Genomic DNA, 14,046 nt, shown 5'->3' on the forward strand with positions numbered 1-14,046 from the left:
AACTGTAATTTTTGTGACAGGATTCATGAGTGTTCTATTAGGAGTTAATAATATTTCTAGGCAAGCAATATTATACCCTTCTAGAACACTATTGTATTTATATATCAATATGTTATTGATGTTCCGCGAACACCGAAACTTTAGTTAATTAACTTCCTGTTTTAATCGAAGTCAGCGTTATCAAGTTTGGCTTTACCCATTTCTGCAAAAATAAAAATTCTTGATTCTGTACCTGACCCCTTTGTGTTATTGATTCTGTACCTGACCCCTTTGTGTTACCTTGCCGCCTACCTTGTCGTTTACAACGGTGTTAAGAATGATACGCCGCTCGCGCCTATCGCAGAGCCGTTTTGGAGGCGTTGTGCAAATCGGTTTCCTTCCGCCTCGCTTTCGTCGCCGAATATGCGCGCCACCCTTCCTTTGTGGAAGCTCGATAACTGTTTTCTAAAGGGGATAACACAACCTGCTTGGTCACCATACCGCGCTCGATGCAGCTTTGGCAAATCGTGCCAAGGAACGGTGGGCTTACTGTGGTGTGCATTATGATAACCAAAGTTGAGCGTAAGTAGATTTAGCCAGGGATAATTGACTGAAATCAGATTGCTGAAGGTATGAGATTCCTCATAGTCCCGGTCACCCCTGCGCTTTATTAGATCAATGTGATGATCGGATGCTGGCGTCAGGCCATAGTTATGTTGAAGCGCATCCATGAAGCGTAAAACCGTCAAGAAGATCGTATAGGCGAGAAGGTAGCACAGGTATGCCGCTGGTGAATAGAAAAACACCATCAGTAGCAGGCTTAACCTGACCACGATAATTGTGATGACCCGCAACCGCTGGTCCTTTTTGTCCTTAAACAGGAAGGGCGCAAGTATGAGCGCGCCATGCATGAGAAATTCCACGGCGGGCACATACAACCACTCCAACGTCTGTACCAGCTTGCATTGAATTGGATGGCGCGCGAGGTGGCTTCTGTAGTCGAAAATAGTGACATCCACGTTATCCACATGGTGTTGCATGTGCTTGGTGCGCAAATCTTCGTAAGTTCCATAACAACCACCAGTAAGCCAATTTAATGCCTTTCCCAGCATGGCATTATGATGCGGCGACTTGAATAAGGTGTTGTGTCCGCATTCGTGGATCAGATAAGCGGCAATGACCATGCCGTGAGCCATCGCGAGCGTACCAATAATCATAAAAGTTGGATTCAAGGATAAAATAAGCGCTGCGCCCCCAAAATAAGCTAGTTGGCAATAAAGCAACGCTGAAATGGTTGGACGCAAACCGCCCTTGTTACGAAACCAGATTTTCTCTATGTTATGAATCATATCGAGCAGCCTCCTTTTTGGCGTATCCTTGAATCCACAGAAATATCTCTATGTGTAATTATACATGCAAATTTGCATGTAATAATATAATTTTATTTTGAATCGATAAGATTGAATTGCAAAAATGCAAATGAAAATCAGAAATCTGGGTAAACCCAAGAAATACGGGAACCTTAGGCGCCGTCAGTTCATTCAGCTTATTAATCGTACGGATCAATATTGGATGGAAATTCTGGGAAACAAACTCTTCCATGATCTGAACTACTATGACCTCTTCACGCAAATGTGGTTGCAGCACGACGATACTTTTCACAAGTCCGAGCTATATCGGCTCATGCCAAATATTAGCCAGCGAACCGCTGTCAAATATGTTCAGATTGCAATCGATCACGGTTTTCTCATTGAACACTCAGACCCGCAAGATTTGCGTTCAAAGCGGATTACGATGTCTGCTGATCTCAAGCGGAAAATTGAGCTTTTCCTGGATTATGCCATTTCAGTGTTCGAAACATTTCCGCCACAAGATTCTCAGCCGCCCCATTCATAGCAATGGCTTGCAAGCGGAGGGTGAATCGTCATTGCGCTGAATTACTGACCAGGCAGTCGATATAATTTTGAGTTGATTACTTCAGATCAGAGGATTAGGCACGATCAGTTTTGGTGATTACAATACTGGTTTTCTGGTTTTTCTGTAGCTAAGAAATTATAAATAATGACCCATTCTTATCTGCTGTAAGCGCTAAATCAGGATTGAAAACATATGTCTCGCAGCAAGACTTGGTAAAACATATACGGTTATAGGGATCGTCCTTACGCGGCAAGACAAGACTCTCATCAGATTGAGCATGAAGGACAGCCTCTTAGGCAAAACCGGGAAAGTACTAGAATGGTTGAAAAGTGGGGAATATATGGGGTAAATATCCGTAAAGTCGGAGACTTAAACAAAATTTATGGTTGATCGATCCCAGAAGTCAGGCACTCCAACATCAGAAGATTTGTGAAGAGGCGGAGAGTGGTTTCAATATTGTCCCGAGTCTGTTTGTAGTAATTGGGTGATAATTTAGTCGAAAAGCTCTACTATCTGTAAAACGATTAGCTGAATGGATTGCTCATAGAAAATCTTTATTTTTGTATGATGCACTTGCCAGACAGTCTCCTAGTATTACTTAGCGCTTGATATTGCAAGACGGCATTTTATAAAAGTGACTATACAGGGACGGTTTACTCGTCAACCCATTAAACATGATTAGAGAAAGGGGTAATACATAGCATGACTCACCTACACGATCAAATTTTACCCACAGGAACCCAGTTGGGTGTCTACGAAATCAAGGGTGTTCTGAAAGTTGGCGCATTTGATATCACCTATCATGCATGGAATCATCATCTTAAAGAAAGGGTCGATATACAGGAATTTTTTCCTCATGAACTGGCAGTGCGTACAAATGGTGGACTCGGTGTTGAGCCGAAATCTCCAAATGACAAAGAAAATTTCGAATATGGGCTAAAGACTTTTGTTGATCACGCCGAACTGCTGACACAAATTGAACACCCCAATATCGTTGCTGTCGAGAATGTCCTGCAATTGAATGGCACAGCTTACCTGGTTAGGGCTCATCCAGAAGGGGCTTCGCTTTCCAAGGTGGCTCAGCCACCCGCTTCACTGGGTGAAACGGAGCTGAGGTTCATTCTGACTTCGATCTTGAGCGCATTGCAGAGAGTGCATGAAGCCAAATTAATACATGGTGGTATCCAACCAGCGACAATTCTGCTCGGCAAGAATGGCGAACCGTTGTTGACTGATTTTGCCGCTGCGCGCTTGGCTATGGCTGCGCGCATGCTTCAACTCGATACCGAGTTAGCCATGGGTTACGCGCCAGCGGAACAGTACGAACAGCGATATGAACCGGGGCCTGCTAGTGATTTTTATGCTTTAGGCGCAACGCTTTATTATTGTATGACGCATCATCAGCCGGTTGCGCCCCATGATCGAATTATCGCGATCAGCAAGGGAGAGCCCGATCCGATGATATTACCTGCTGAATCGGCGGGTACTGCCTATAGTGCGGAATGGTTGAAAGCGATCGATTGGATGTTGCAGCCCAATTATAGCGATCGGCCACAATCAACGGACGAGATCTTGTCACTGCTTAAATCAAGCTCCCAACCCGAGGAAGGTAAATCCACCCCCTCGTCATCACAGCAAAAAACAACATCGGACGAGAAAAAAAGTGTGCCAGTTACCGGGTTTTCCGTAGGCGTAGGTGTCATGTTTGGCATTATTGCGCTGATTTCTGTTGGGTTATGGTTTGGTGAAAAAACAGCGGAATCGCTGGAGGATCAACAAGAGCGTGTGGCGACCCAGTCAGCATTAGAGCAGGACACTGGCATCAGCGATCAGCCACTCGTGACACCGGCAACACCGGAAGATACGTCCATTGCTATGGCGAATACCGAACCTAGCCAACCAACGGCAGAATTGATGGTGGACAGCGCGCCTTCTCCTGCAAGTTCCCCGGCTAACCAGCCAGCGGCAGAGGAAGATGCCGTAATGGCAACTGATCAAAAATCCAGCAAAGAACAACCGGTGATCACCCCCGAAACTTCGCTGCCGCAGCATCAGACTGCACCTGATAAAACATTTGATGAGGGATTAATTGAATCACACCTGGCTGCAGCTGAAAAAGCCATGAGGGCCGTACGCTTCACTACACCTCAGAGGGACAATGCCTTTAAATATTATCAAATGGTGTTGGAGATCGATCCCGATAATACTGAGGCACACGCTGGTTTGCAGAGGATCGTCGACCGGTATATCCAATTTATCACCAAGGCAAGATTGGATGGCAGACTGGATGAAGCCAAACTGTATCTGCAAAGGGCTGAATCGGTGTTGCCCGATGATGCAAGGCTGCTTAAAATTAGAACAGAGCTGATGGGTGCTGACGAATGATGGGTGGTTAATTCAATCATTTGATGATAGTGAGCCGGAAGGAATTGCTGATTTAACAGTCAATCCGCACAATACTAACTTTCTATTCGAGCTTAAGCCTAACTGATGAAAGCGACTGTATCTGATCTTTTACAACGTATTCCCGGCAAAGTCACTGAGGAATGGCCGATGGGCGAGCCCTTCGCGCTCGCGTTTGCGCATGGTTCGATGTCTGTCGAATTATATGCTCCACGAGGCACGGATATCCAAACACCGCACGATCAGGATGAGCTGTATTTTATCCACACCGGGTGCGGAGAGTTTGTTATGGCAGGTAATCGTCATTCATTCGAGGCGGGCACCGTCTTTTTTGTGCCGGCGCATGTTGAGCATCGATTCGAGAATTTTTCAGATGATTTTTCTACCTGGGTTGTTTTCTGGGGACCAAAAGGGGGTGAAAAGTGTGCATAAGGTTTGAAATAGCCGGAGTCGAGATGGAAAACCCCCGCCAGATCGAGGAGGAGGAGTCTCTGGCGAGGGTTTTCTTTAGACAGAGGGAAAATACAAGAAAAATGTTACATGGATGTTATCGGCGTAAAAAATGCTTTCTTTAATTTTTTAAAAGATGCGATGCGCCATGCTCTGTCAGCTCATGGGCAGTGTGTGAGGTGGGCACTCTAAGGCAGTTTTTCTATCGAGTGAGATCCAGTGCACACTACTGCAATTTTCTCGGGTTTGAACTTGACAGGTGCTAGCGTTCCCCGACGTGCACGGTGTGATACGAACGGTTGCAATTCTTCCCATGTCAATACCGATTGCGATCGCTTGCCGCCTCTGCCTGTTCCGCTGATCAGGAGTGGCGCGCCTTCCGGGAGCACCGCCGTGGCAATCAGCGTTTCGCCCTCCTTCAAACCAAGCAGGATGACGCCTTTGCCACCTGACAATTCTTTCATTTCACTGAGCGGGAATGATAACAACTTGCCATTGCTGCCTAGTACCACGACCAGGTTGCCATGAGCGATATCCGCTGGTTGCAGCAAGCGGTCATCCTTATTCAGGGTCATGAAGGCCTTGCCAGCCTTCTGGCGCGATACTAGGTCCTTGAGTGAAGCGATAAAGCCATATCCTCCGGACGAGCTGAATAGATATCGAGTCTGCGGCGACGCGGCGCACATTGCAGCCGCTTTCGTCTTGGGGGGCATGTCCAGCAAGGAAGCTAATGGTACGCCATCACTACGCCCGCCGGGAATATCAGTTGTGGACAAGCTGTAGGCACGCCCACCACTATCCAGCACAACCACGGGATAAGTGGTGCGCGTGTGTTCGATAGCCAGTAACTGGTCACCATCCTTGAACGAGAGCGTGTTTATGTCAATGTCGTGACCTGTGCGCTGCCGAATCCAGCCGTTTCTAGACAGGATGATCGTGCAGGGCTCATCCGCTACAGACACTGCTTTAGCTACGACTCGCTCCGCTGCCTGAATCAGCGTACGGCGGTCGTCGCCAAATTTTTTTATATCGGCCTCGATTTCGCTGATAATCAGATCGCGCATGGCGGTTTCGTTAGCCAGTACCTTCTTCAACCCTTCTTCTTCCGTTTTCAGCGCATTCATTTCATTCTCGATGCGGATGGCTTCCAATCTAGCCAGTTGGCGCAAGCGGATTTCCAGAATATCGTCTGCTTGAAGGGCGGAAATGCCGAACTGTGCCATTAGATCAATCTTGGGATCTTCCGCCTCGCGAATGACACGGATCACTGCATCGATGTTCAATAGCACCGCCTGACGACCTGCGAGAATGTGCAGCCGCTTTTGCACCTGATCGAGTCTCGTCTGACTGCGGCGGGTGACCGTGGTGATACGGAATTGCACCCATTCGGCCAGTAATTCCAGGATGTTTTTCTGATTCGGCCTGCCATCCAGTCCGATGGTGACCATATTGACCGGTGCGGTAACTTCTAGGCTGGTATGCGCGAGCAGCAGGGCGATAAATTGTTCCTGCGGCATACGCGATGAACGCGGTTCCAGCACGATCCGAACGGACGCATCCTTGCCGGATTCGTCACGCACGGTTTCCAGTGCATCGAGAAACAGTTGTTTCATTTGTTTCTGCTCTATCGACAAATCTTTCTTGCCCGCTTTGATTTGCGGATCGACATAGTCGCCAATCTCCTCCAGCACTTTTTTGACCGAGACGCCTGGCGGCAATTCATGGATTACCATGCGCCATTGGCCGCGCGCTTGCTGCTCTATACTCCAGCGAGCGCGCACACGGAAGCTGCCCCGGCCGGTCGCATAGGCTTCCCCTATGTCACTGGGGCTGGAAATCAGTTGGCCGCCACCGGGAAAATCTGGTCCTTGGATGTGTTGCAATACCTCATCGATCGCCATCGATGGGTTATGCATCAGCGCAATGGCGGCATTGCCCACCTCGCGCATATTGTGCGGCAGACATTCCGTCGCCATGCCAACCGCGATGCCGGATGCCCCATTCAACAGCAAGAAAGGGAGCCGTGCTGGCAGATCTACAGGTTCCTGCTCCGAGCCGTCGTAATTTGGACGGAAATCGACGGTGCCTGCGTCAATTTCGGACAGCAGCAGCTCAGCATAGCGGGTAAGCCGCACTTCCGTGTAGCGCATCGCTGCAGGAGAGTCGCCATCGCGTGAGCCAAAGTTGCCCTGGCCATCGACCAGGGGATAGCGCAGCACAAAATCCTGCGCCATGCGCACCATCGCTTCATAGGAAGCCGAGTCACCATGGGGATGGTATTTACCGATAACATCGCCGACCACGCGGGCCGACTTAACCGCTTTTGCTCCGTGGGTCAGTCCCAAGCGATGCATGGCGTACAGAATACGGCGTTGTACCGGCTTTTCGCCATCCGACACAGCCGGCAGCGCCCGTCCCTTGACCACGCTGATCGCGTAGCGCAGATATACCTGATGCGTATACTCGGCTAGATCGAAGCTACCGTCATCGCTGTTGTCACCACCTTGAGAAGACGCAGGGGGAGCGGGGGGGAGTGGTGTTTGCTCTTGCTGTGGCAAGGGCAAATCCAGCGCATCAAACAAATCCAAATTTTTCATGCTTTAAATATCTGCCTCCACTTCGTTGCCATGAATCGTGATCAACTCTTTGCGTGCGCTGGCCTGTGACCGGCCCATCAGGGTATCGAAGGCATCAACGGTCGCCGCGACATCGCCCAAGCTGATTCTCACCAGTCGGCGTGTATCTGGGCATAATGTCGTTTCCCAAAGCTGTACGGCATCCATTTCCCCCAGTCCCTTGAATCGAGAAATGGCCCAGCTTCCTTCCTTGATGCCTTCCTGGCGCAGTCGTGCTTCCAGGATATCCAACTCTGCCTGATCCAGAGCATACAGCTTGCGTGGCGGTTTGCTTTTACCCTGTGCCGGTACATCCACCCGGAACAGCGGGGGCTGGGCAATATAGACATGCCCATGCTGGATGATCTTGGGGAAGTGCCGGAAGAACAAGGTTAAAAGCAATGCCTGGATATGGCTCCCATCATCATCGGCATCGGATAAGATGATGATCTTGCCATAGCGCAGGGTACTCATATCCACATCGCTATCGAGCTTGTGCGGATCGATCGCCAACGATACTGCGATATTGTGGATTTCCTGATTCGCGAGAATCTGCGATTGCGCCACTTCCCAACTGTTCATGCCTTTACCGCGCAACGGCAGGATAGCTTGGGTTTCTTTGTCACGTCCTGCCTTGGCCGAACCGCCAGCGGAATCTCCTTCCACCAGGAATAGCTCGGCATCGGGGCCAGTCAATTCGGAATCGGTCAGTTTGCCTGGCATCACCGCCACACCCGTACTTTTTTTGCGCTCGACCGTTTTAGCCGCTTTGCCACGAGCGATGGCGTTTTTGATGGCCTGCTCGGCGATTTTAGTGGCTTCTGCCACATGCGCGTTGAGCCACAAATCCAGCGCGTCCCGCATGGCAGCCCCCACCAGCTTGACCGCTTCGCGCGAAGACAACTTTTCCTTGGTTTGACCGGAAAAGCTCGGATCAACCATGCGGATAGCCAGCACGAAGCGCAGCTTGGCCCACACATCCTCAGCCGCCAGTTTCACGTTGCGCTGCATCAGTCCATGCTGTTCCGCAAAAGTGCGCACGCTATTAAAAACCACATCGCGCAAACCTGCTTCGTGCGTTCCGCCGCCCATCGTCGGGATCAGATTGACATAGGATTCTCCTCCGCCTGAGCCGGCAACCCATGCCAGCGCCCATTGCACACCTTCGCCGTCGGTGAAAATTTCATTGGCGGTCAGATATTTTTCACCACAGAAGACGGGGGCGATTGGTTCATCTTCGGCGATCATCTGGTCGAGATACTGTGCGATTCCCCCACTGAAATGCCATTCTTTAACATCGAATTCCGTTGCCGTTTCGATGTTGAGCAATACTTTGACGCCTGGCAGCAGCATGGCTTTGGCGCGCAACAAGTGCTCCAGCTCTCCCCGATGGATTGAGGGAGAGTCGAAATATTTTGCATTGGGCCAGATGCGAAGCGCCGTGCCTGTATTGCGTGCGCCGCACTGGCCGATCACGGTTAACGGCTCGATCACCTCACCTTCGGCGAAAACAATGCGGTAATGAGTGCCGTCGCGTTTAACTTCGACTTCCAGGCGGGAGGAGAGCGCATTGGTTACCGAAACACCCACGCCGTGCAAGCCGCCAGTGAATTTATAGCCGCTGTCCGCCTCGCCTTTGGTAAACTTGCCGCCGGAATGAATAACCTGAAACACGACCTGGATGGTCGGGACTTTTTCTTCCGGATGCAGTCCGACCGGAATACCGCGCCCATCATCAGCGACAGCGACTGATCCATCCCGGTACAAGGTTACCTCGATGTGCTTGGCATGCCCGGCCATCGCCTCATCGACGGCGTTGTCGATGGCTTCGACCACCATGTGCGTTGGATCTGTGGTGCGGGTGTACATGCCTGGCCGCAACTGGATCGGTTCCAGTTTGCGCAGGACACGGATTGAAGATTCGTCGTAAGTTTGTTTTGCCATGGATACCCAGTAAGTTTGAGACAGGTTACGCCACGGCATTTTCCCATAAAATCCATCTATCTGGCGCATTCACGAGTGCGGAAAGCTTGTCCGATGCCGTTTTAGCAGGAATTGAGGGCTGGGTTAGCGACTTGAGCACTGAATCGCCGGCATCCGTTAAAATAGCTGAAAACTGGCGTGCAGCAAGATTTTCATGCACTCAAGCAATGATCCGAATTCTGTTGGCATTCGGTTATCTGAATAAGGCTTATAATAATGCAGAAAACAAGAATCTGTCTGGAAATGAATCGATACGCTTCTTCGTTCAAATGATGTCCCGCCTTTCCTCTGAACAAATCCTTCATGAAGTTTTCGGCTACTCGGCTTTTCGGGGGCAGCAGCAGGATATTGTCGAGCATGTTGCTAGCGGAGGCGATGCGCTGGTACTGATGCCGACCGGCGGGGGCAAGTCATTGTGCTATCAGCTTCCAGCCTTGCTGCGGCCAGGTGTCGGTATCGTGGTGTCACCGCTCATTGCGTTGATGCAGGATCAGGTGGAAACGCTTAATCAGCTTGGCGTGCAAGCTGAATTTCTGAATTCTAGTCTCGACGCCCGGGCGGCGCGGGAAGTGATCAATCGTTTGCTGCATGGCGAACTCAAACTGCTGTACGTTGCGCCCGAACGGTTGCTGACAGAAGGCTTCTTGAATCTGCTGGAGCGTTTGCAGACACACTCTGGCCTCGCGCTGTTTGCCATTGACGAGGCTCATTGCGTTTCACAATGGGGGCATGATTTCCGTCCAGAGTATCGCGGATTGACGGTATTGCATCGCCGCTTTCCTACTGTGCCGCGTATCGCGTTGACAGCGACGGCCGATGCACCCACACGTGCGGAGATTGTCGAGCGTCTCGCGTTGGAAAAGGCGCGGCAGTTTATCGCCAGCTTCGACCGTCCCAATATCTGCTATCGCGTCGCGATCAAAAACAATCCACGCCAGCAACTACAAGCCTTTCTCGAAGCCGAACACGCCAACGACGCCGGTATCGTCTATTGTTTGTCGCGCAAAAAAGTGGAGGAAACAGCGATCTGGCTGAAAGCGCGCGGCTGGGATGCCTTGCCTTATCACGCCGGGCTAGACACCGCAACGCGTAACCGGCATCAAAGCCGATTCCTGCGCGAGGAGGGCGTCATTATGGTGGCCACCGTAGCTTTTGGCATGGGCATCGATAAACCCAACGTCCGGTTTGTGGCGCATCTCGATTTGCCCAAGAGTATGGAAAGCTATTATCAGGAAACCGGCCGCGCTGGCCGCGACGGCCTGCCTGCCAATGCCTGGATGGTTTACGGTCTGGGCGATGTGGTCTCGATGCGGCAGATGCTCGATGCGGGAGATGCCCCGGAAGAACGTAAACGTGTAGAACGGCAAAAGCTCGATGCTTTGCTGGGTTTTTGCGAAGCCACCACGTGCCGCCATCAGACGATCTTGCGCTATTTTGGCGAGGTGCACCCCGGCCGTTGCGGCCAGTGCGACAACTGCCTCAACCCGGTGGACACCTGGGACGCGACCGAGGCAGCACGTATGGCGCTATCCTGTGTCTACCGTACCGGGCAGCGCTTTGGCGCGGGTCACCTGATCGATGTGCTGCTGGGTAAAAACACACCACAGATAGAAAAATTTCAGCATCAGCAACTTAGCACTTTTGGTATCGGCAAGGCCTTGACATCCCAGCAGTGGAGCAGCGTTTACCGGCAACTGGTCGCGCTTGGCCTGCTTCAGGTGCAGATGGAGGGGCATGGCGGACTGAACCTGACCGAAGAGGCACGCCCGCTGTTGCGGGGTGAAACTAAGCTATGGCTGCGCCGAGACAACGAAATAGGCAGACGTATCGTCAGTCGTGCCGAGCGTGCTTCGCTTACACGCGAGGCGTTTGCCGATGCCAAACAAGACCCGCTATGGCAAGCACTCAAGGCCATGCGCCTACAATTAGCACGCGAACAGGGCGTCCCCCCCTATGTAATCTTTCACGACAGCACGCTGCTGGAGATCTTCAACCAACGCCCTAGCAGCCTAACCGAGCTGGAACGCATCAGCGGCGTGGGACAAGCCAAATTGGCACGCTACGGCGATCACTTCCTGAAGGTGGTGGAGGATACGATAAATGGGGTGAGCTAATTTCGTGGATAGGTGAAATGCGAGTATTTTTGAGGTTCTTTCAGATGTGGTTCTGGCAGAAACTTCGAACAGCGAAATAAACCTCGCTTCATGAAAACCAGCTTACCCCAGTGCTGATACCTTTACCAGTGATTGTATATTTTGTTATTTATTTCAAGATAATAGGTGTCTCTTGTTTTTATACAGAACGAATCTGTTTTTTCTTTATTCGCGACTTGACCCTGTCATGTGCATTTTTCACTCCACGTTATTCCACGGCAACATAACGGAGGTATGCGAAGTACAAGGGTATTTTTCCTTACATCATTGTGATCACTGTGCTAATTATTTTTCAGTCAACGCTGTTGCTCTGAGTAGTAAATATTACTACTATAACGCAAGGAGGTTTTATCATGGCACATGTTGAAAAATTAAGTATTGCTCTGACACCTGAAATGGCTGCAGCTATCCGTCAGTGTGTCGAAAGTGGTGAATATGCCAGCAGTAGCGAAGTTATCCGGGAAGCTTTGCGCGATTGGAAACTCAAGCGTTCTATTCAACAAAATGAAATGAGAGAGCTACGAAGTCTTTGGCAAGCTGGGCTGGAGAGTGGTCCTGGTCATTTGACCAATATGGCAGAGATCAAAGCAAAAGCTCGACAACGGGTATTGGCCCAAGAAATGGATCAGAGCTAAACCGGTAAAATTATGCCGGTAGTCAAAAGGACAGCGCAGGCAGAGGAAGATCTCATTGAAATATGGATTTACATCGCCCAGGATAATCCCAGAGCAGCTGATCGTGTGCTCGATGACATTGAAGAAAAATGCGATGCGCTTGCGAACAATCCGTTAATGGGTCGTTTGCGAGCCGAAATTGCCCCAGAGCTTCGCTATTTTGCAGTGGGCAAATATTTGATTCTGTATCGCACCGTACAAGATGGAATTGAGGTTGTTCGTGTGATCCATGGAGCACGTGATTGGCTCCATTTATTCTGACGCCTCACATGCACATGATATGTCTTTTGCCCATCAGCGTTCGCCTAGTACCTAGTACCACATAGGGGTTACGCCACATGGATCGCGAATCAAGTAGAATAAGAGTAACGATCGGGCTATGGTTCACAAGAATAAGAATTCATAATTCTAGACCCTGCTTTTGTTTTTCTTGATTCGCGACCTGACCCCGAACTTGTGAAAGATCACAGCAATATAATCAGTTTACTTGAAGTACCAAAGAAAACACCCATACCAATTCCTTTTGACATTTATTACGACACTTTTCAAAGACGCTCAAACTATTTAATGACATATGCACGTTTGCTATTTAATAGTTTGAGATCGATAAATCCTGAGGAAGTAGGGTGATTATTTGACCTAATCGATTACGGAATCTACCGCTTATAGGTTTTTATGAATTGCACCTGATCTTCATAATCGGTTGCATCTTTCAATTGATCTTAGCACAGGAAATAAAAAGAGAAATTACTTATGTAATGTGTGTCTGGGTTGGTTGTTTTATCAGAGACTCAGCGGGAATGCCTAGTTCCTGGTGTAGTTTCTGGATCATTTTAAGGGTTAGGGAGCGTTTGCGGTTTAGAACTTCGTATACGCGGTTGCTTTTTCCGATCAGGGGTTCCAGGTCTTTGATGGTTAGACCTTTCTGTTCCATTTCAAATTTGATGGCTTCAACGGGGTCAGGCAAATCAAGCGGGAAGTGTTCCCGTTCGTAAGCTTCAATCAGTGTAACCAGAACATCTAGTTTGTCGCCTTCTGGCGTGTTGGGTTTGGCTGTCATGAGCGTTTCAACTTCCTTTAATGTTGTGCGGTAGTCGGCGTCTGTTTTGATTGGTTTGATATGCATAATCTTTTTGGGTTAAATAGTTTGTGCATCGATTCGATCATATTGGGCATGGGTGCCTATAAAGCGTATATATACAATGCTGTAAGCATAGTTAATCCATGCCACCAGCCGGTATTTATTTCCGGCGATATTAAATACGACTCTGCCATCTTTGAGGATGCTGGCGGTCTTGAAATCTGCTTTGACTTCTACAGGGGATGACCAGCAGGCCTTTAATGTATGTCTATACCAAGCAAGTGTGGGTTGAATTGCATCGGCGTAGGATGGATCATTTTCCCAGAATGCCTTCAAAGTAGACAGAGCGATTACTCTCATGGGTTAAATAATAGTCCCATTACGGGACTTTGACAATTAATTTGATGGATCAGTCCATCGACCATAGATTTTTCTGATTTGCCCCCAATCCTTATGACCCATTTGCTGTGTAGGTTTGTTGGTTGAGCAGGGCTTCTTTTGCTTGGGGTTGAAGCGTAACTTCACGAGTGCCTGATTTGGTTTTAGTGCCTTTGAGGTGGCCGCGTACTTTAGCAACCCGGACATGAATGCAGTTTTTGTTTAAGTCGACATCTGATGTGGTTCAATAGAATTGACATTTTTCATTACTAAAGTTTCGGTGTTCGCGTAACATCAATAACATATTGATATATAAAGACAATAGTGTTCTAGAAGGGTATAATATTGCTTGCCTAGAAATATTATTAACTCCTAATAGAACACTCATGAATCCTGTCACAAAAATTACAGTT

General features: G+C 49.3%; 11 protein-coding genes. 6 read left to right on the top strand and 5 right to left on the bottom strand.

What is annotated here, in order from left to right; all coding sequences use genetic code 11:
• Nucleotides 1–299 precede the first annotated feature (299 nt).
• A complete protein-coding gene (locus tag C8R30_RS14700; protein ID WP_107790477.1) occupies nt 300–1,328 on the bottom strand; it encodes a fatty acid desaturase family protein in 1,029 nt (342 codons plus the stop codon).
• Nucleotides 1,329–1,458: 130 nt separating this feature from the next.
• Here C8R30_RS14700 and C8R30_RS14705 point away from each other — a divergent pair, with 130 nt between their 5' ends.
• The 3 genes from C8R30_RS14705 (at nt 1,459) to C8R30_RS14715 (ending at nt 4,731) form a co-directional block, all read left to right on the top strand.
• Nucleotides 1,459–1,875, top strand: coding sequence for a MarR family transcriptional regulator (locus tag C8R30_RS14705; RefSeq protein ID WP_258192068.1), 417 nt, complete (start codon nt 1,459–1,461; stop codon nt 1,873–1,875).
• Nucleotides 1,876–2,598: 723 nt separating this feature from the next.
• The gene (locus C8R30_RS14710; RefSeq protein ID WP_107790478.1) at nt 2,599–4,281 is read left to right on the top strand and encodes a protein kinase domain-containing protein; all 1,683 of its coding nucleotides are present in this window, start codon (nt 2,599–2,601) and stop codon (nt 4,279–4,281) included.
• A 105-nt stretch (nt 4,282–4,386) separates the two neighbouring features.
• Complete coding sequence (locus tag C8R30_RS14715; protein WP_107790479.1) at nt 4,387–4,731, top strand: cupin domain-containing protein; 345 nt, start codon at nt 4,387–4,389, stop codon at nt 4,729–4,731.
• Nucleotides 4,732–4,937: 206 nt separating this feature from the next.
• On the opposite strand, the gene parC is transcribed toward C8R30_RS14715, so the two are convergent.
• A complete protein-coding gene (gene parC, locus C8R30_RS14720) occupies nt 4,938–7,346 on the bottom strand; it encodes a DNA topoisomerase IV subunit A (RefSeq protein WP_107790480.1) in 2,409 nt (802 codons plus the stop codon).
• 3 nt (nt 7,347–7,349) lie between these two features.
• On the bottom strand, nt 7,350–9,308 hold the full coding sequence (locus tag C8R30_RS14725) for a DNA topoisomerase IV subunit B (RefSeq protein WP_107790481.1): 1,959 nt from the start codon (nt 9,306–9,308) through the stop codon (nt 7,350–7,352).
• Between the two features lie 311 nt (nt 9,309–9,619).
• Here C8R30_RS14725 and recQ point away from each other — a divergent pair, with 311 nt between their 5' ends.
• The 3 genes from recQ (at nt 9,620) to C8R30_RS14740 (ending at nt 12,435) form a co-directional block, all read left to right on the top strand.
• Nucleotides 9,620–11,461 carry a DNA helicase RecQ gene (gene recQ, locus C8R30_RS14730; protein WP_090672049.1) on the top strand — a complete coding sequence of 614 codons (1,842 nt, stop codon included), beginning with the start codon at nt 9,620–9,622 and terminating at the stop codon, nt 11,459–11,461.
• 392 nt (nt 11,462–11,853) lie between these two features.
• Nucleotides 11,854–12,135: a type II toxin-antitoxin system ParD family antitoxin gene (locus tag C8R30_RS14735; RefSeq protein ID WP_090672034.1), complete on the top strand. Its 282-nt coding sequence runs from the start codon at nt 11,854–11,856 to the stop codon at nt 12,133–12,135.
• Nucleotides 12,136–12,147: 12 nt separating this feature from the next.
• The gene (locus C8R30_RS14740) at nt 12,148–12,435 is read left to right on the top strand and encodes a type II toxin-antitoxin system RelE/ParE family toxin (protein ID WP_090672037.1); all 288 of its coding nucleotides are present in this window, start codon (nt 12,148–12,150) and stop codon (nt 12,433–12,435) included.
• 490 nt (nt 12,436–12,925) lie between these two features.
• Here C8R30_RS14740 and C8R30_RS14745 read toward each other — a convergent pair whose 3' ends face one another.
• The gene (locus tag C8R30_RS14745; RefSeq protein ID WP_090672040.1) at nt 12,926–13,300 is read right to left on the bottom strand and encodes a helix-turn-helix domain-containing protein; all 375 of its coding nucleotides are present in this window, start codon (nt 13,298–13,300) and stop codon (nt 12,926–12,928) included.
• Between the two features lie 12 nt (nt 13,301–13,312).
• On the bottom strand, nt 13,313–13,615 hold the full coding sequence (locus C8R30_RS14750; protein ID WP_090672043.1) for a type II toxin-antitoxin system HigB family toxin: 303 nt from the start codon (nt 13,613–13,615) through the stop codon (nt 13,313–13,315).
• Nucleotides 13,616–14,046 lie beyond the last annotated feature (431 nt).

Source organism: Nitrosomonas nitrosa (assembly GCF_003051105.1).
Taxonomy (GTDB): domain Bacteria; phylum Pseudomonadota; class Gammaproteobacteria; order Burkholderiales; family Nitrosomonadaceae; genus Nitrosomonas; species Nitrosomonas nitrosa.